Source organism: Halomonas campaniensis, from assembly GCF_002211105.1.
Classification (GTDB): domain Bacteria; phylum Pseudomonadota; class Gammaproteobacteria; order Pseudomonadales; family Halomonadaceae; genus Vreelandella; species Vreelandella campaniensis_A.
This window is the reverse complement of sequence record NZ_JPUA01000034.1, coordinates 813,764-832,267: the sequence shown is the minus strand read 5'-3', so window position 1 is coordinate 832,267 and position 18,504 is coordinate 813,764. Positions and strand designations below refer to the sequence as shown.

Genomic DNA, 18,504 nt, shown 5'->3' with positions numbered 1-18,504 from the left:
GGCTTAACGGTTGGCTTAGCGGGCGGCGCATAGTATAGCGCAAACCCGACCTCAATCGCAGACAGGTTTGTCACAGGCAGGTTGACCAAAAACGAGAACACCGCACCCCGAGAAGCACGGGGTGCGGTGTTGATGACACGAACGGCTGGAAAAGCGTTTACGCTTCGCTATCGCTCTCGGCAAGGTCTACCAGCTCGCGCACCGCAACGGCGAAGAGGGCAAAGCCACCCTCACTGCCACCGCGCACCTCTTCAATAAGACGGCACCAACGGCGGTGCAGGTCGGCGTGCAGATCCAGCCACTGCGCCACCCGCTCTTGGGTATCACGGCTTCCCGCGTCGAGCTTCAGCACGCTGGTGGTCAGCGCAAGCTGCTGACGCTCGATATCGTCACGGAAGGTTTCCCGCGCTTGAGCCTGCCAAGCGTCGCGCACTTCCAGCTGGGTTACCTGCTGAATCATCCACGGCAGTTCAAGGCGGCTGCCAATTTCGTACAGCACTTCCGCTACCCGCTGGGGTTTTTCATTGGTCAGGCGCGCCGCTTGGATAATACCCAGCCCGGCGTAAAGGCTCGATGACGCCGCGACAGTCGACGCCAGGGCCTCGGGCACCCCCGCTTCCAGCAGCTCGTCACGGCGGCTATCCCAGGCGCTAAGCTCTTCACCACTGAGTAGCTCACCTATGCCTTCCTGCAACTGCGCCAGGCGGGGAGCAAAGTACTCAATGGTGTCCTGGGTCGAGAGCCCCAGGTGCTGACGCACAAACCAGCGTGTGGCACGACGTATCAAGCGCATCAGATCGAGCATCATCGAGTACTGAATGCGGTTGGGCACCTGATTATCGAGGGCTTCGATCTGCGCCCAGAGGCTAGGCAAGTTAAAGCTGTCACGGGCCACGATGTAGGCTCGGGCAATGTCGGCACGTCCCGCTCCGGTAGAGTCCATCAGGCGGCGTACAAAGACGATACCCATGTGATCAACCAGATCATTCGCTACCTGAGTGGCGACGATTTCGCGCTTAAGACGGTGCTCGTACATCTCGTCTTTAAAGCGCTCCACCAGCACTGATGGGAACAGCCGCTCAAGATGCCGATGAATATAGTGATCGTCCGGCACATCCGAGGTGATCAAGTCGCCTTTCAGGGTGCTCTTGGCGTAGGAGATCAGCACCGATAGCTCCGGCAGGCGCATGCCTTGAGCGTTGCTGGCGCGCTCTTTTAGCACATCATCGGTGGGCAGGAACTCCAGCTCTCGGTCAATTTGTCCGGATGCCTCCAGCTCGCTGATAAATCGGCGGTAAGGGCCCATCGAATGATCGGAAAGGATGGCCGACAGATCCAGCGCCTGGCTTTGACGGTAGTTATCCAGAATAACCAGATCGCCCACCTCATCGGTCATTTCCGCCAGCAGCTGATTGCGCTGCTTGTCGGTCATGTCGCCGCGCTTGACCACTTCATCGATCAAGATCTTGATATTGACCTCGTGGTCTGAGCAGTTCACCCCGCCCGCGTTGTCAATAAAGTCAGTGTAGACGCGCACTCCTTTGGCGGCGGCTTCCATACGTCCGCGCTGGGTCAAGCCAAGGTTGCCGCCCTCGCCGACCACCCTGCAGTTCAAGTCGTTGCCGTTGATGCGCAGGGTGTCGTTGGCTTTGTCGCCCACATCGGCGTCGGTTTCGTCAGAGCCCTTCACGTAGGTACCGATACCGCCGTTCCAGATCAAGTCCACCTTGGATTTGAGCATGGCGCGGATCAGTTCATTAGGCGACAGGCGCTCCTCCTTGATTCCAAAGACCTGCTGCATCTCAGGCGTGATGGCAATCGACTTGGCGCTACGGCTAAAGATGCCGCCACCGGAGGAGATCAGTTCCTGGCTGTAGTCTTCCCAGCTGGAGCGCGGCAGAGCGAACAACCGCTTGCGCTCGGCAAACGACGCCTCTGCATCCGGGTTGGGATCGACAAAGATATGCAGGTGATTGAAGGCACCCACCAGTTGGATCTTGTCGGAAAGCAGCATGCCGTTGCCGAAGACATCACCGGCCATATCACCGATTCCCACCACGCTAAACAGATCGCGCTGGGTATCCACATCGAGATTTTTAAAGTGGCGTTTAACCGACTCCCAGGCACCCCGTGCGGTGATACCCATTTTTTTATGGTCGTAGCCGTTGGCACCGCCAGAGGCAAAGGCATCGCCCAGCCAGTGCCCATACTCAATGGAAATCTCGTTGGCGATATCCGAGAAGGTAGCAGTGCCCTTGTCGGCGGCTACGACGAGGTAAGCGTCGTCCTCATCATGGCGGACAACATTTTCCGGCGGCACAACATCGCCCCCCACCAGGTTATCGGTGACATCCAGCAGCGCACGGATAAAGATCTGGTAGCAGGCAATACCCTCTTTCTGGACGACGTCGCGGCTAGCATTTTCCGGCATGCGTTTACAGACAAAGCCACCTTTAGCGCCCACTGGCACGATAACGGCGTTCTTCACCTGCTGCGCTTTCACCAGCCCCAACACTTCGGTGCGGTAATCTTCAAACCGATCCGACCAGCGCAGGCCACCACGGGCCACTTTGCCGCCACGCAGGTGGACACCTTCCACCCGGGGAGAGCAGACAAAAATCTCAAACATGGGCCGCGGCTTGGGCATGCCGGTGACCTTTGAAGGCTCCAGCTTATAGGCGATGTAATCCTTAAAGCGCCCACCCTCTGCCAGCTGGTAGTAGTTGGTACGTAGGGTGGCGAGGATCAGCTCCATAAAGCGGCGTAGCAGCTGGTCATCGTTAAGGCTGGCGACGCCTTCCAAGCGCTCATTTAAGCTCGTGATGCACTCGTCGGTGGCGTGGTTCTGCTGCTCAGGATCAAAGCGCAGGCGGAATAGCTCAACCAGCTCGCGGGTAATGGCAGGATAGTTGGCCAGCGTAGCTGCAATGTAATCCTGGGACATGCCGAAGCGGATCTGTTTGAGATAGCGGGCATAGCCGCGCAGCATGGCCACTTCTCGCCAGTCCAGCCCCGCGCCGATAATCAGTCGGTTAAACGCATCGTTATCGGCTTCGCCACTCCAGATACGTTTGAAGGCTTCCGTGAATACATCGCGCATATCGCCCAGGCTGACATCCGCGCCGCTGTGCTCAAGCTCGAAATCGTGAATCCAGTAGCGCTGTTCAGGAGCGTTAATATCGTAGGGGCGCTCACCGATCACGCGCAGGCCGAGATTCTCCATCATCGGCAGCACGTCAGAGAGCGGTATCTGCGATTCACGGTGGAACAGCTTCAGGTTAACGCCACCGCCCTGCTCTTCTAGTGGCCGATAGAGCGACAGCGAGAGGTCGTTCTCGCTATCCAGTGTCAGCAGGTGCTGAACATCAAATACCGCAGTGCGGGCGGAGAAGTCTTCACGGTAGCTGGCCGAGAACGCCTCGCGGAACTGATCCATCAGGTTGTTGGCGCGCTCTTCACCGAAGCCTTCGATCATGGCGCTCTGCAGCTCATCGCGCCAACTGCGCGCCAACCGTGCCACTTTGCTTTCCAAACGTTTGAGGTCGTAGTCGCTGGGCGCATCGCCATTAAAGCGCAGAATCAACTGAATACGCGCCAGCACCGACTCGGATAAATAGGTATTGAAGTCGCCAAAGTGAGCGTCTAACTCGTCGCACAGCACGTTTTGAATCCGCTGACGCAGATCTGTGGAGAACACGTCACGGGGAACAAATACCAGGCAGGAGTAGAATTTGCCGCTGATATCGGCGCGGATAAACAGCCGCACCTGGCGGCGCTCGCGGATATTGAGAATGCCCAGCGCAGTGCTGGCCAGTGACTCGGTATCGATCTGGAACAGATCATCCCGGGGGTAGACTTCCAGCACCTGTAACAGCTGCTTGCCGTTGTGGCCCTGGGGATTAAACCCAGCGATATCCATGACGGCTTTGAGCTTGCGGCGCAGCAGCGGAATATTACGCGGTGACTCGTTATACACCGTGGAGGTAAACAACCCAAAGAAGCGCCGCTCACCAATTACATTGCCGTCATCGTCGTAACGGTCAACGGTGATGTAGTCAGGGTAGGTAGGGCGGTGTACCCGGGAGTGGTGGGCGCTTTTGGCAAACGACAGTAGCTGAGGCACCAGCACATAGTCGTTATGTTCATCCACCCCCTCCTCGGTGCGAATCCGCTCGCAGTAGCGCGGCTGATCCAGGCGGAACACGCCCAGCACGCTATCCGCGTCACGCTTTAACTCGCCACCTTCGAGCAGATACTCGTCATAGCCCAGGAACGTAAAGTTATCCTTGAGCATCCACTCCAAAAAGGCAATCGCCTCTTCGTGGTCATCTGGGTCAATCTGCGGCGGGCAGTTTTTCTCGAGTTCTTGAATCGATGCGGTGATTTGCGAACACATGGCGTCGAAATCACCCACGGCGGTACGTACATCGCGAAGCACGTCATTTAGATTGCTTTCGATTTTTTCCAGCAACGCCACATCAGTGTGCCGGTCTACTTCGATGACAATGAGCGACTCGCGCGCTTCTGGCGCGTTTTCTGCCCTGGGCGAGGCCAGCGCCTGTAACTGATGGCGCTCATCACGGGCGACCGCCAGCACGGCGTTTTGAATAGCGTGCACGGTCAAGCCGCGGCGGTTGAGCTCGATACGCACCGAGTCGACCAAAAACGGCATATCTTCGTGGAGAACGGCGACAAAGGTATGCGTCGACTGCCAGCCATGCTCTTCAAAATCTGGATTAAATACCCGTACTTTGGGGCTTCGCGGGTCATGATGCTGCAAAAACTGCCAGACCGACAGCGTTGCGCCATACAGATCGTCCAGGCGACGATCCACTAGGTCTTCCACCGGCACGGTGGCATAAAAGTGCCGAGCAAAAGCATCCACAGTAGCAGCGCGAGCGGGGTCTAACCGCGCATTTAACCGCTCATGGAGCTGCTTCAAAAGATCTTGCCGACTCTCTTCAATCGCAACGTAGTGCATCCATCACCTCGACTGCCTGGGCCATTAAACGGCCAAAAAACGAAGGACAATAGGCCTTTAGGCCAACATAACGGCTAGCTTACGCTACCTATCGTCGCGTCCCTAATCACCTGACGTGTTGTTCATGGCACATACCGTTTACGCATTAGGTCGTATACTTACTCGACCACCCGCCGCTTCAACAGCACCCCACACTCACAGTGGTCGGTAAACGGAAACTGGTCAAATAGCGCAAAGCGCTCTATCCGATGAGTGTTGGTCAGTATGGTCAAGTTTTCAGCTAACGTGGCTGGATTGCATGAAATATAGACGATCTGAGCGTACTCGCTGAGTTGCTCACAGCTCTGCGCGTCTAAACCGGCACGCGGCGGATCAACCAGCACGGTAGAAAAATCGTACTCATCCAAGGCCATTTCCGCCACGCGCCGCCCGGCTTTTTCGCCCTTCAGCGCCTGAGAAAACTCCTCGGCTGACATGCGCCCAATCTGGGCGTTGGTTACCCCATTAGCTTCCAGGTTGACGTTGGCACTGGCCACCGAGGTGCGAGAGATTTCGGTGGCCAGTACGCGGCGGAAGTTATCCGCCAGGGCAATGGTGAAATTGCCGTTACCGCAGTAGAGTTCGACCAGATCCGCCTGTTGATGACCAGCGGTCACTTCCCGCGCCCAACTGAGCATTTTTTGGCAGATGTGGGCATTGGGCTGGGTAAAGCTGTTTTCTACCTGCTGGTAGTGCAGCGTACGACCGTCTACTTCAAGGCGCTCCCATACGTGATCACGGCTCAGCACGATGCGCTGCTTGCGGGAGCGGCCAATAATCATAATGCCTAGCTCAACTTCCAGAGCACGGGCTTCGCGCTCCCACCCCTCGCCTAATGGACGGTGGTAAATCAGCGTTACCAGCGCCTCCCCCGATAGCGTGGTTAAAAACTCCACCTGGAACAGCCGCCGACGCAGCTCGTCAGAGCGCAGGCAGGCCTCACGCAACTGCGGCATCAGTTGATTGATTCGTTCACTGGCGACTGCGTACTGATCTAACCGAATCACTCGCTTGTTCTTCGGGTTCTCAGGGTCTACCTCGAACATAGCGTAGAAGAGGTCATCCTCTTCATGCCATATGCGAAACTCGCAGCGCTGACGGTAGTAGCCCGGCGGCGATTCAAACACCTCTAACGCCGGTGGCTGAAAAGCGGCAAAGGTACTTTCCAGGTAGTCGCGTTTGGCGGCTAACTGCTCAGCATAGCGTTCAGGTTCTACAACGGGGATAGCCAAGGCTGCTCCTTTGAATAATTCGATCAGCAATAGTAGTCAATAGTGTTCAGTCGCCCACATTAAGCAATTGGGACGCCTTAAACCCATAGCGGGCTAAGCCAGCGGTCAGGTTGGCAGCAGGGGCAGTGGTAAAGCAGCGGCCATCCTGATGATCGCTGTTTAGCTCAGCGACAACTTGCCCAACCCGCCGGGCAATAGCATCACCGGAGTCGACCCAATGTAGCGGCACGGGGGCAAGCTGCGTCAGCCAAGGCTTTAACAGCGGGAAATGAGTACAGCCCAGTACCACTGTATCTAGCTGTGGGGCATCTAGCTCTGGGGTATCCAGCGCCTGATGATCAGACGATAAACAATGCGCAGACGATGGAGGTGCAACGGCGTGCCATAACGGCGCCAGCGCCACCTGCATACGATCAATATTGGGGGTGACACCAGCCAGATATGCTTCCGCTTCAACCACTAAGGCATCGGCAGCGACGCGGGTAATGACACAGTCGCTGGCAAAATTCTCAATCAAGCGCTGGGTGTAGGGGCGCCCTACCGTAGCCTTGGTGGCTAACAGTCCAATATGGCGTGTCTGGCTAATCGCTGCGGCAGGTTTGATAGCGGGCACCGTACCCACGACAGGGATCGCTAACTGCTCGCGTAAATTTTCCAGTGCCAGGGTACTCGCGGTATTGCAGGCGACGACCAGAACACTCGGCTGACACGCTTCCACAGCGGAACGACACACTGCCACAATACGTTCGGTCAGAGCTGCATCTTCGCGCAGCCCATAGGGCAACCAAGCGTTGTCGCAGGCATAGCACAGGGCAGCATCAGGGTAGTGTTGGCGCAGCGACTGCGCCACCGACAGGCCGCCGACACCGGAATCAAAAATTAACACGGGGCCTTTCATGACTCTGCCTATCATGGCTCTGCCTGAAAAAAACGGAGCCGCTATTTTAGCATGCTCCGTCATTTTATTGATGACCCCGTTACAGCCGGATATCCGCTAGCGCTATACCACGGGCACGTCAGCCCCACGCAGTTCGGCGTAGAGCTCGGGATAAGCGTCCTGTAGGCGCTCCAGCTCTTTCTCTGCGCCTTCGGGGAGCGCCTGACGCAGCTCTTCCATATCTTCCTCGCTAAAATGCTCGTCAATCAGCGGGAACAACCCCTCGCGTTCGTGACGCAAATAGGCACGATGCGCTTCCAAATAATCTTTTAAGTCATCGGCAAAACGATCCATCGGAATGATGTTATCCATCAACACCATGTCAATGTCGTTGGATAAGCGCAGTAAGCGCGGCTTTAACTCACGATAGTCATTAGCCATCTGCTCGGTAAGGGCAATATGCTCTGGGGCCTGGGTTTGCAATCGCTCCACGCAGACGCGTTCCAGAGGGGCTGCAAAACCATCCATATAGGACAAAATATAGTCAACGACCTCGCGCATAAGCTGAAAGTTGGGCCGCTCACCTTGGGCCAGGGTTTTCTGCTTAAGCTGCAGGACATGGAGTAATCTCGCCATGTTGGCATGATCTAGACGCAGTTGGTTTAACATCGAACTGTCTCCTTTATTATGTCATGCCTACCGTCGAAGCCTGGATGATTGACGGCATGCGATCATAAGCGCGTGGGGTTATCATAAACAATGCCCCTCTAGCGTTATCCTAGCAAGTGTATCTTTCTGATAGGTTACGCCAAAGGTAGTTCGCCAAGACGCGATTTACCACCCATATTTGTTGACAATTTGTTGCTCAACATACTGATTTATAACGGAAGCTTACATGGATCTTTTCGATAGCGCTCAGGCAATACCCGCTGACGATGCCCCCTTAGCCTTTCGTATGCGTCCACGCCAGCTGGAGGATTACGTCGGCCAACAGGCACTGGTGGGGCCAGATAAACCTCTCCGTCGCATGGCGGAATCGGGCGTAGTGCGCTCAATGATTTTATGGGGGCCACCAGGGGTTGGCAAAACCACGCTGGCTGAGCTGTTAGCCAGAGCTTCCCAAGCGCATCTAGAACACCTCAGCGCGGTTATGGCTGGCGTAAAAGAGATTCGCGCCGTGGTGGAGCGCGCCCAACAAATGTCCTCCACGGTTATTCTCTTTTTAGATGAGATTCACCGCCTGAACAAGAGTCAACAGGACGCTTTGCTGCCCCATGTGGAGTCGGGACTGTTGACGCTGATTGGCGCTACCACCGAAAACCCCTCCTTCGAAGTCAATTCGGCGCTCCTCTCCCGTGCGCGGGTTTACGTGCTGAAATCGCTCACCCAGGAAGAGCTGATCACGGTGATGCGCCAAGCGCTCAGCGACGAAGAGCGAGGGCTGGGCAAGCGTGATATTCAGGTGGATGACGACGTATTAACTGCACTGGCCCGCGCCAGCGCTGGCGATGCACGTCGGGCGTTGGGATTACTGGAAACCGCCTGCGATTTCGCTACTCAGGAAGCGGATCGCGAAGTGCTGCATAAAGAAGTGCTTGCCGATGTGATCGGCCATCAGGCTAGCGCCTTCGATAAGCAGGGCGATGCCTATTACGACCTGCTTTCGGCGATTCATAAGTCGATACGCTCTTCACGCCCTAATGCGGCCTTGCTGTATATGGCCCGCTTTATCCAGGGCGGCGGTGACCCGCTTGACGTGGTACGCAGGCTGACCGCGATTGCCTCAGAGGATGTCGGCAATGCCGATCCCCGCGCCCTACCGCTGGTGATTGCGGCGTGGGATGCCTATCTGCGTTTGGGTGATTACGAAGGCCAACGGGCGATTGCCCATGCGGCGATCCACTTGGCAGTGGCGCCCAAAAGCAACCGAATAGACCGAGCCTGGAGTGAAGCCAAACAGTATGTGCGCCAGCAGCCCCAGGTGGAAGTACCCACTTACCTGCGCAACGCGCCCACTAAGCTGATGGAGCAGTTGGGTCATGGCGAAGGCTATCGTTATGCGCACAACGAACCAGACGGCTATCCAGCGGGCAGCGCCCACGACTGCTGGCCTGAAGAGCTGCCTAAGGCCGACTTTTTCAAGCCGAGCACCATCGGTCAGGAGAAGCGCTTTGGGGAAATCATGGCTTGGCGGGAAAACCTTGACCAGGAAGCAGATCAGGCGCCCTAAGGCGCCTGATGTTTAAAGCAGTGGCAGTCTACTAAACTAGGAGCACTCCACGCTCCACCCCCTCACTCTTCACGATTAACCCCTACAGCTCTTCACGAATTACATCGGCACCTTCAGGGATCTCAAAATCAAACATGTCCCGGGCGATATCGCCATTGAGGGTAATGTTGCTAAAGGTAATCGAGGTGCGCTGGCCAGTGCTGTCCATCATCCATAGTTCGGTTAACGTTTCGCCTTCAAAGACCATGCTCAACTCTTCAAACAGCGTATCCGCAGAGATGGGCACCAGAGTAAAGACATCTTCTCCCCCTTCCTGCTCGTAGAACACCTCATAGCTTTCGGTTAAATCGTTTGCGCTTCCCGACAGCAATAATGCAGGTGTATGGGTTACTCGATCATCCATCTCTTGAACGGTGACCTGCTCAAGATCGGGATCGTACATATACACATCATCGCCGTCGGAGACCACGGTTTGACTATAAGGTGCCTCCACCTCCCAACGCAGCATACCCGGGCGGGACAACCACATCTCGCCACGCGCGCTCTGCAGCCGTTCGCCGCTGCCATCCAGGATTTGCTGCTCAAAATTTGCTTGATAGCGCTCAAGCGGATCCAACCGCTCGGTCAAACGTTCAGCAGCATCCTCTGCCCAAGCGGGAGCACCAAATGTTAACCCCAAGGCGCTGGCCGCAAAGGCCAGTTGTGGCGCACCGATTGATGACGGACGTTTTGTTTGCGTATCGCGCATATGATCTCCCTAGGCAACCGTTGCCAAATAACTGTTGTTCAAAACTGCTGCTCAAAACTATTGCTCAAACATTAGGCAGTGAGGTCGGCTTAACCGTCCATGTGTCGTTAAGACGCGAAAAACGCCGCAGGGTTTCACCTGCGGCGCTACTTCCACGCTTATTGCATAATTGTGCGCGGTTAGTGCCCCACCGGGGGCGGCGCAAGCACTTCACGGGCACCGTTTGAGCCCATAGAGGTCACTACACCGGCGCCCTCCATGGCCTCAACCAGGCGAGCAGCCCGGTTATAGCCAATTTTAAAGCGCCGCTGCACGGCGGAAATCGAGGCTTTGCGCGTTTCAGTGACGAACTGAACGGCCTCATCGTAGAGTGCGTCCTGCTCCGCATCGTCGCCATCCACGCCTTCAGCCTCAAGGCCGGTTAAGGCATCGGCAGAGACACCACCAGAGAGAATCTCCTCGATATACTCGGGAGAACCACGGCGCTTCCAGTCATCGACCACCCGGTGCACTTCGTCATCGTCCACGAAGGCACCGTGGATGCGGTTAGGCGGCCCTGAGCCCGCGGGCAGATAGAGCATATCGCCATGGCCCAGCAGGCTCTCAGCACCGCCCTGGTCAAGAATGGTGCGCGAATCAATTCTGGATGAGACCTGAAACGCCATCCTTGATGGAATGTTGGCTTTGATCAAGCCCGTCACCACGTCCACCGAGGGGCGCTGAGTCGCCAAAATCAAATGGATACCCGCGGCACGGGCCTTTTGTGCCAAGCGCGCAATCAGCTCTTCGACCTTTTTGCCGACGATCATAAACATATCGGCAAACTCGTCGATCACCACGACGATGTAGGGCAGTTTCTCCAACACGGGATGGGGCTGGTGCACTTCCCAGGGCTGCGGCTCCCAGAGCGGGTCTGCCACTTGAGCACCAGCGCGCTCCGCTTCATCCAAGCGGCCATTGAAGCCAGCGATGTTACGCACCCCCATGGCTGCCATTAGCTTGTAGCGGCGTTCCATCTCGGCCACACACCAGCGCAGGCTGTTGGCCGCCTCTTTCATATCGGTAACTACGGGTGCCAGCAGATGAGGAATGCCGTCATACACCGAAAGCTCCAACATTTTCGGGTCGACCATGATCAGCTTTAACTCGCTGGGTTTGGCTTTGAGCAGCATCGAGATCAGCATGGCGTTAACGCCCACCGACTTACCCGATCCGGTGGTACCGGCCACTAACAAGTGCGGCATTTTACCCAGGTTGGCGACCACCGGGCTGCCGCCAATATCTTGGCCTAACGCCATGGTCAGCGGTGACGTCTCCTGCTGGTAACGATCGGAGTCGATGACTTCGCGCAGGCGGATCATGGCGCGATTGGGGTTGGGAATTTCAATCCCCACCGTAGGGCGCCCAGGAATCACCTCGACCACCCGCACGCTCTTCACCATCAGTGAGCGCGCCAGGTCTTTGGCAAGGTTGCTGATTTTAGAGACCTTGACGCCCGCAGCGGGCTTAATCTCAAAGCGGGTGATTACCGGCCCAGGCCAGGTATCCACCACTTCCGCTTTGACGCCGTATTCGCGCAGTCGCACTTCAAGCAGCTCAGCCATATCCGCTAACTGTTCGTCACTATAGTTGGGCTGATGCGGCTCTGCGGGTGTCAGCAACTGCAGGCTTGGCACCTCGCCTTCGGGCTCATCAAGCGTTTCAAAGGCTGGCCGCTGGCTCTGCAAATGCTCCACGGTCCATAACGCGGGGCCTTCATCGGCTTCTGGGGCGCTCTCTTCGGGCGTGAAGCTGGGTTCCTGGCGCGCTGCTGGGGGTGGCATGGGTGAAATTGAGCGCGCTTCGCTATCACGCTCCTGCGCATACAGCTCATCGTCCATTTCTTCATCGTCCCAAACGGGCTCAGGAACCACCTCGGCGACACGTTCAGGTTTACGCAAAGGCTCAGGCGCGGTGACGCGCTCTGGGCTCCAGGCGGCCTCAGCTTCACCGATATGTGGCTCACCGACACGTGGTTCAGCTTGGCTGCTGGGGTCAGCGGTGAGTGATGGCTCACTGCGACGTTCATCGGGCGCGGCGTGAACAGGCTCTTTCTCGGCGAGCGGCTCGTCGCGGACAAAGAAGTTACTCGTGGCAGGTGCCGGGGACGTCTCCTCCCGAGTCGCGCGCAGCGGGAAGGAAGTTTCGGCTTCCTGAGGCTCATCATCCGACGCAGGTGTTTGCACCTCGGGCGCTTTCGACGTTATCTCAGCCTGGACAAAAGCGTTTTCCCGCGGCGCGGGCGGTGCCGCAGCGTCCTTCTCTTCTGTGGTTTTTGCCGCTGGCGTCAATGGCGGGGCTGTAACCGTCGGCTCCGCAGTAGGTGTCGATGAGATAGGCGCGGGGGTTTTAGCAGGCACGTGCTTATTGCTCGAAAACGCCGCGGCTTCCCAGGGAATCGAGGTATCCGTTGTCTCGCGGCTATTTGAAGGCGTCGTGTCTGAAGCGCTGCTCGCCTCACTGCTGGAAAGTGGCACAGAGAAGCCTGGCTCACGGCGTTCGCGACCACTGGGGCTTTTACCTACCGGCTCTGCCGCAGGCTGCGTCTCAGCAGGTGCAGCCTCAGGCGCTACTGGCGCCGTAGTGTCAGGTTCAGGGACGTGGGGCTTGGGCGTAGACTTCTTAGCGGCTTTAGCAGCCGCACGCTGAGCGGCGCGCATACGGCGTGTTTGCCGACGTGCCGACAACCAGCTGCCCAGGCGACATAGACGCTTGCCGAGCTCATCGGCCACCTGCAGCCATGACATACCACTAAACAGAGGAAAGCCGCTTAAAATGAGCGCCGCAGCAATCAAGCCAACGCCACCACTACCCACCAGGGGCCTTAATGCCCCGACCAGGCCTTCGCCCAAAATACCGCCGGAGGCATAAGGGAGAATACTGTCTGGGTGATAGAAGTGCAGCGCTCCCAGCATGGTGGTACCGAAAATAAGCAGCACCAAGCCGCCCGCGTGTACCGCTATGGCCACCGGGTCGAGCTCAAAACGCACCTGGCGTGAGCGAATCAGCCACCAGGCGGCAAAGCCGAACATACCCGGCCACCACAAAGCACTGGCGCCCAATAGAGAATAGAGGACATCGGCCAGCCAGGCGCCCACTTGCCCCATCCAGTTACCTACTTCTGTCTCAGGGCCCTGATACGACCAGCCGGGATCAGCAGGTTGGTAACTAAACAATGCTAATAATAAGAAAACACACAGCGCCAGCAGAATCACCACGACGCCTTCGCGCACGGAGCCTTGTAAGCGCAGGCCAAAACGACGAGCCTTATCCTTTGCGGCGCTAACGCGCGCAGATGAAGCCGATGATGGTGTTTGACGCGCGCTACGCTGCGTTCGCTTGTTGACTGCTTTATTCACTTTCAAGCGACTCTCCCTTTACACCTCAATGGCGTCTTTAATCCACTTGCGAGTTTGCATGATACCGAGCATCCTTCCGCCGTCACAGAGGCTATTGTAAAGCGCTCAGTACAAGAACGTCGTAACAGGAGCAAGTAATGCTACCTTGGCTTTCCTCGCCACATCCTAACTTTCCACCTACTCAGGCGGCACTGGACTCCCCCAATGGCCTGCTGGCCGCGGGTGGAGAGCTCTCCCCCGTTTGGCTGGTCGAAGCCTACCGGCAGGGCATATTCCCCTGGTTCAGCGACGACGACCCCATTCTGTGGTGGAGCCCAGATCCGCGCATGATACTCCTACCTGAGCAATTTAAGCAGCGCCGTAGCCTCACCAAACGATTACGCCATGGTGGCTTTCATATCACCCTGGATCAACACTTCGACCAGGTGATACAGGCCTGCGCCGCTCCGCGTGGTGAAGACAATGGCACCTGGATCACCGACGAAATGCGCGATGCCTACTGCCTGCTGCACGACCTGGGCATTGCCCATAGCATTGAAGTCCATCAACACGGGCAATTAGTGGGTGGCCTTTACGGCGTCGCCATGGGGCCGGTATTTTTTGGTGAGTCAATGTTCTCCCGCGCCCCGGATGCCTCAAAGGTGGCCCTGGCCCACCTCGCCAGCGCAATGCGTGAGAATGGCGGCAAACTCATCGACTGCCAAATGCATACACCCCATCTAGCGAGCCTGGGCGCTATTACAGTCGCCCGCGAAGCATTCATCAACTATCTTAAAAACTGGTTACCCGATAAGGCATTTACGTTTAGCGCGTCATCCACTGAAACACCCACTGTTCCTGCATCACTCTGGCTTAAGGCGATTGCCACCGAGGGTAATGCGTAGTAATGAACCATAGTGACGAACTTATTCTGTTCCAACCATTTTTTACATAGGAGGCAGGCCGTGAGTAGTAACACTCCGCGTCGGCCGGTACGGGATCTACGTTTCTTCCTTACCGTGCCGCATGCCTGTAGCTATTTACCCGGCAGGGAAGCGACAACGCTGTTTCTCGACCCTCAGGAGTCGCCCGTCCCGGGTGTCTATGACTCGCTGGCCTTGTTAGGGTTTCGTCGCAGTGGGCGACACCTTTACCGCCCTCACTGTGAGGGCTGCAACGCCTGCCGTTCGGTGCGCATTCCGGTTGAACAGTTTGCGGCTAACCGCACTCAGCGTAAAATCTGGCGCCGCAATGCCGACATCCGCGTACGTGTTGTGCCTGCTCACTTTGCATCCAGTCACTACTCGCTTTACGCTAACTATATTCGCCAGCGCCATGCCGACGGCGATATGTACCCCCCCAGTCGCGAGCAGTACCGCACCTTTCTCACCCTAGATGAGCCTTATGCCCATCTGATGGAGATGTATCTCGACGACGAACTGGTTGGTGTCGCTGCCTTTGACCAGTTGGAGCATGGACTCTCGGCAATCTATACCTTTTTTGCCGTTAGCGAGGCACTGGATAAACGTTCACTAGGCACTTTTGCTATTCTACAGCTTATTGAACTCAGCCGGGAAAAAGCGCTGCCGCACCTTTATTTAGGGTATTGGATCGAAGAGTGCCGTAAGATGCGCTACAAGCAGGCTTTTGCGCCGTTGGAAATCCTCGATGGGCGCCACTGGCGGCCGTTAATTCGCTAAACCCACGAGCTTTTTTGCCTTGACGGCGGGCTTACGGCACAATACAGCGCTGTTTCTTGAGCGCCCACCTAGCGGCACTCAAATATTGACCGGTTATTACATCACTAACTCATAAGTGAGGACATGCCTATATGGCACGCGAAGATCATATTGAAATGGAAGGCGTTATCGTCGATACCCTTCCGAACACCATGTTTCGGGTTGAGCTGGAAAACGGTCACGTCGTTACCGCTCACATCTCTGGCAAAATGCGCAAAAACTATATCCGCATTCTGACCGGCGACAAGGTAAAAGTAGAGCTAACACCTTACGACCTGTCCAAAGGCCGCATCGTATACCGTTCGCGCTAAGCCCTCAGCGGGTTGATGACGGCTGACTAAGAACGACAACGCCCCGTCAAGGACAGGGCGCTGCGTTTTTATGTAATTAGATCATTGGCGTCAATGCGGCTTAGCGCCCTTTTCAGGGCGCATCTGCCATTTCAGTCTCAGTGGAAAGGTGCAACTCGCCCTCTTCCAGGCTGACATGAACAATGCCGCCCTGGTCTGCCAACTCGCCAAACAGAATCATCTCGGCTAGTGGCTTCTTCAGTTTCTCTTGAATGAGGCGTGCCATTGGCCGTGCGCCCATATCAGGATCATAGCCTTTATCGGCCAGCCAATCCCGCGCCATATCGTCCACATCCAGCTGAACACGCTTCTCATCCAACTGCGCCTGCAGTTCGATCAAGAACTTGTCGACGACATTGCGTACCACCGAGACCGGTAGCGCATGGAACTGAATGATGCCATCCAGACGGTTGCGGAATTCCGGCGAGAAGGTGCGGCGGATCACTTCCATGGCATCGGTGGAGTGGTCTTGATGCTGGAAGCCAATGGAGCGGCGCGAAGCCTGCTCAGCCCCGGCGTTAGAGGTCATAATCAGAATAACGTGGCGGAAGTCCGCTTCGCGGCCATTATTATCCGTTAAACGACCGTGATCCATGACCTGCAGCAGCAGGTTAAAGACTTCCGGGTGGGCTTTCTCAATCTCATCCAATAGCAGTACGCAGTGCGGCTGCTTGGTCACCGCTTCGGTCAGCAGGCCACCCTGATCGTAACCGACGTAGCCCGGAGGCGCACCAATCAGGCGCGATACGGTGTGACGCTCCATATACTCGGACATATCAAAGCGCACCAGCTCGATGCCCATGATATGCGCAAGCTGTTTGGCCACTTCCGTCTTACCCACACCGGTAGGCCCTGCAAACAGGAAGCTACCCACGGGCTTATCGGGGGATTTAAGCCCGGCCCGGGAGAGTTTAATAGCCGCGGAGAGGCTATCGATTGCCTCATCCTGGCCGAACACCAGCATTTTCAGGTCACGATCAAGCTTCTCAAGCAGCTTGCGGTCAGAGCTCGATACACTCTTCGGCGGAATACGCGCAATCGATGCCACTACGGCTTCCACTTGCTCGACATCGATGGTCTTGGCGCGAACTTCGGGTGGCAACAGTCGCTGGTGAGCCCCCGCCTCGTCAATCACATCAATCGCTTTGTCGGGCAGGAAGCGGTCGTTGATGTAACGATCCGCCAAACGTGCCGCGCTCTCAAGCGCACCATCGGTATACTTCAGTTCGTGGTGCTCTTCAAAGCGTGAACGCAACCCTTTGAGAATCTTGATAGTGTCGTCAACCGACGGCGCCATCACATCCACTTTCTGGAAGCGCCGCGCCAGGGCGCGATCTTTCTCAAAGATGCCTCGGAACTCTTGGAAGGTGGTTGAGCCAATGCAGCGCAGCTCGCCCGAAGAGAGCAGGGGTTTGAGCAGGTTAGACGCATCCATCACACCACCAGAGGCAGCGCCTGCGCCAATCACCGTATGGATCTCATCGATGAACAGCACAGCATTAGGCTGTTTGCGTAGCTCGCTCAGCAGACTCTTGAGACGCTTTTCAAAATCGCCGCGGTACTTGGTGCCGGCTAGTAACGCACCCATGTCCAGCGAGTAGACCACCGCATCGGCAATCACGTCTGGCACGTCTTCTTCAACGATACGCTTGGCCAAGCCTTCGGCCACTGCGGTTTTACCCACGCCCGCTTCACCGACCAGCAGCGGATTATTCTTGCGCCGCCGGGCCAGGATTTGCACCACGCGCTCAAGCTCGTGGTCACGGCCAATCAGCGGATCAATTTTACCCAGTCGCGCCTGTTCATTCAGGTTGGTAGCGTAGCCGGTGAGCGGGTGCGCAGCGCCCTCATTGCCGCCCTCTTCCGCGTCTTCACTCTCTGATGAAGAGGGGGCGGGAGAAGGCCCGTGACCAGCCACTTTGGAGATGCCGTGGGCGATATAATTGACCGCATCTACCCGTGCAACACTCTGTTGCTTAAGGAAGTAAACCGCCTGGCTCTCTTGTTCGGAGAAAATCGCCACCAGCACATTGGCGCCAGACACTTCGCTTTTGCCAGAAGACTGAACGTGGAAGACCGCCCGCTGTAAAACACGCTGAAAACCGAGCGTCGGCTGGGTCTCGCGATCACCCTGGCCTTCTGGGATCAGTGGCGTAGTCGAGTTAATAAAATCCTGCAGATCGGACCGCAGCTTGTCGAGGTTCGCCCCGCAGGCCTTCAGTACGTCTACCGCTGAGGCATTATCTAGCAACGCTAGCAGCAGGTGCTCAACGGTCATAAACTCATGGCGCTTTGAACGCGCCACGGTGAAGGCCGTGTTCAGGGTCATTTCAAGTTCTTTGCTCAGCATGGCAGTCCCCTTTTCGCTACTACCTAGGGCGTATAACCACCTAGGGCTTGCGTCGGATCAGTTTAATCGACCGGCACTCTCAACATCGGGTACAAATGGCACGGTTGCAAGCCTCACCACCAATTATTTCTCAACGTTTCTAATTGGCGGCCTCAATATCACTTATCAACGGGTGCTCACACTCACGGGCATATTCATTGACCTGATAGCTTTTGGTTTCAGCTATATCGCGCGTAAACACGCCACAAGAGCCCTTTCCTTGGGTATGTACAGCGAGCATGACCTGAACGGCCGTCTCACTATCCATATTAAAAAAATCTTGCAGCACTTCAATGACAAATTCCATAGGCGTGTAGTCGTCATTGTGAAGTACTACCTTATAAAGCGGGGGTTGTGCCAGCGCCGGTTCTGCTGACTGCACCGCTATATCGCCATCTTCATCAGGCATATTTGGCCGTGTCATCCCCGCAAATACGGGTCGCAGGGCCAAGCATGGTCTATTTTGGTTGGGCATAAGCAACACGGTTGGTTGTCTCAACACTGACCGATGGAAATCTAAAGGATGTTGTCTACCTTCAGAC

The 18,504-nt window shown here is 56.4% G+C and carries 12 protein-coding genes; 4 read left to right on the top strand and 8 right to left on the bottom strand.

All coding sequences use genetic code 11. The features are described 5' to 3' along the window. Positions 1-157: 157 nt before the first annotated feature. From JI62_RS16220 to JI62_RS16205, 4 genes are all read right to left on the bottom strand, one after another. Positions 158-4,981: an NAD-glutamate dehydrogenase gene (locus tag JI62_RS16220; RefSeq protein ID WP_088701130.1), complete on the bottom strand. Its 4,824-nt coding sequence runs from the start codon at positions 4,979-4,981 to the stop codon at positions 158-160. A 158-nt stretch (positions 4,982-5,139) separates the two neighbouring features. Next, on the bottom strand, positions 5,140-6,252 hold the full coding sequence (gene trmA / locus JI62_RS16215; protein ID WP_088701129.1) for a tRNA (uridine(54)-C5)-methyltransferase TrmA: 1,113 nt from the start codon (positions 6,250-6,252) through the stop codon (positions 5,140-5,142). A gap of 46 nt (positions 6,253-6,298) precedes the next feature. Continuing rightward, positions 6,299-7,150, bottom strand: coding sequence for a glutamate racemase (locus JI62_RS16210; protein WP_088701128.1), 852 nt, complete (start codon positions 7,148-7,150; stop codon positions 6,299-6,301). 102 nt (positions 7,151-7,252) lie between these two features. After that, positions 7,253-7,798, bottom strand: coding sequence for a hemerythrin domain-containing protein (locus JI62_RS16205; RefSeq protein WP_088701127.1), 546 nt, complete (start codon positions 7,796-7,798; stop codon positions 7,253-7,255). A gap of 226 nt (positions 7,799-8,024) precedes the next feature. Between JI62_RS16205 and JI62_RS16200 the strand changes: the two genes are divergently transcribed. Continuing rightward, on the top strand, positions 8,025-9,359 hold the full coding sequence (locus JI62_RS16200) for a replication-associated recombination protein A (protein WP_088701126.1): 1,335 nt from the start codon (positions 8,025-8,027) through the stop codon (positions 9,357-9,359). A gap of 82 nt (positions 9,360-9,441) precedes the next feature. Here the strand turns inward: JI62_RS16200 and lolA are convergent, their stop codons facing one another. Both lolA and JI62_RS16190 read right to left on the bottom strand, forming a co-directional pair. Then, positions 9,442-10,107 carry an outer membrane lipoprotein chaperone LolA gene (gene lolA, locus JI62_RS16195; protein ID WP_088701125.1) on the bottom strand — a complete coding sequence of 222 codons (666 nt, stop codon included), beginning with the start codon at positions 10,105-10,107 and terminating at the stop codon, positions 9,442-9,444. Positions 10,108-10,286: 179 nt separating this feature from the next. Continuing rightward, positions 10,287-13,511, bottom strand: coding sequence for a DNA translocase FtsK (locus JI62_RS16190; RefSeq protein ID WP_088701124.1), 3,225 nt, complete (start codon positions 13,509-13,511; stop codon positions 10,287-10,289). A gap of 131 nt (positions 13,512-13,642) precedes the next feature. Between JI62_RS16190 and aat the strand changes: the two genes are divergently transcribed. From aat to infA, 3 genes are all read left to right on the top strand, one after another. Further along, positions 13,643-14,389, top strand: a complete 747-nt coding sequence (gene aat / locus JI62_RS16185) for a leucyl/phenylalanyl-tRNA--protein transferase (protein WP_088701123.1) — start codon at positions 13,643-13,645, stop codon at positions 14,387-14,389. A gap of 60 nt (positions 14,390-14,449) precedes the next feature. Beyond that, on the top strand, positions 14,450-15,184 hold the full coding sequence (locus JI62_RS16180) for an arginyltransferase (protein WP_088701122.1): 735 nt from the start codon (positions 14,450-14,452) through the stop codon (positions 15,182-15,184). 131 nt (positions 15,185-15,315) lie between these two features. After that, positions 15,316-15,534, top strand: coding sequence for a translation initiation factor IF-1 (gene infA / locus JI62_RS16175; RefSeq protein WP_007111068.1), 219 nt, complete (start codon positions 15,316-15,318; stop codon positions 15,532-15,534). A 112-nt stretch (positions 15,535-15,646) separates the two neighbouring features. On the opposite strand, the gene clpA is transcribed toward infA, so the two are convergent. Together clpA and clpS are read right to left on the bottom strand one after the other, a co-directional pair. Then, positions 15,647-17,923 (bottom strand): ATP-dependent Clp protease ATP-binding subunit ClpA, encoded by a 2,277-nt coding sequence (gene clpA / locus JI62_RS16170; RefSeq protein WP_088701121.1) that lies wholly within the window; start codon positions 17,921-17,923, stop codon positions 15,647-15,649. A gap of 139 nt (positions 17,924-18,062) precedes the next feature. Further along, positions 18,063-18,371, bottom strand: a complete 309-nt coding sequence (gene clpS, locus JI62_RS16165) for an ATP-dependent Clp protease adapter ClpS (protein ID WP_088701120.1) — start codon at positions 18,369-18,371, stop codon at positions 18,063-18,065. Positions 18,372-18,504 lie beyond the last annotated feature (133 nt).

Coding starts and splice junctions, on each gene's coding strand:
- clpS (WP_088701120.1), bottom strand. CDS start 18,371: ATGCCTGATGAAGATGGCGATATAGCGGTGCAGTCAGCAGAACCGGCG.
- infA (WP_007111068.1), top strand. CDS start 15,316: ATGGCACGCGAAGATCATATTGAAATGGAAGGCGTTATCGTCGATACC.
- JI62_RS16210 (WP_088701128.1), bottom strand. CDS start 7,150: ATGAAAGGCCCCGTGTTAATTTTTGATTCCGGTGTCGGCGGCCTGTCG.
- JI62_RS16220 (WP_088701130.1), bottom strand. CDS start 4,981: ATGCACTACGTTGCGATTGAAGAGAGTCGGCAAGATCTTTTGAAGCAG.
- clpA (WP_088701121.1), bottom strand. CDS start 17,923: ATGCTGAGCAAAGAACTTGAAATGACCCTGAACACGGCCTTCACCGTG.
- lolA (WP_088701125.1), bottom strand. CDS start 10,107: ATGCGCGATACGCAAACAAAACGTCCGTCATCAATCGGTGCGCCACAA.
- JI62_RS16205 (WP_088701127.1), bottom strand. CDS start 7,798: ATGTTAAACCAACTGCGTCTAGATCATGCCAACATGGCGAGATTACTC.
- JI62_RS16200 (WP_088701126.1), top strand. CDS start 8,025: ATGGATCTTTTCGATAGCGCTCAGGCAATACCCGCTGACGATGCCCCC.
- aat (WP_088701123.1), top strand. CDS start 13,643: ATGCTACCTTGGCTTTCCTCGCCACATCCTAACTTTCCACCTACTCAG.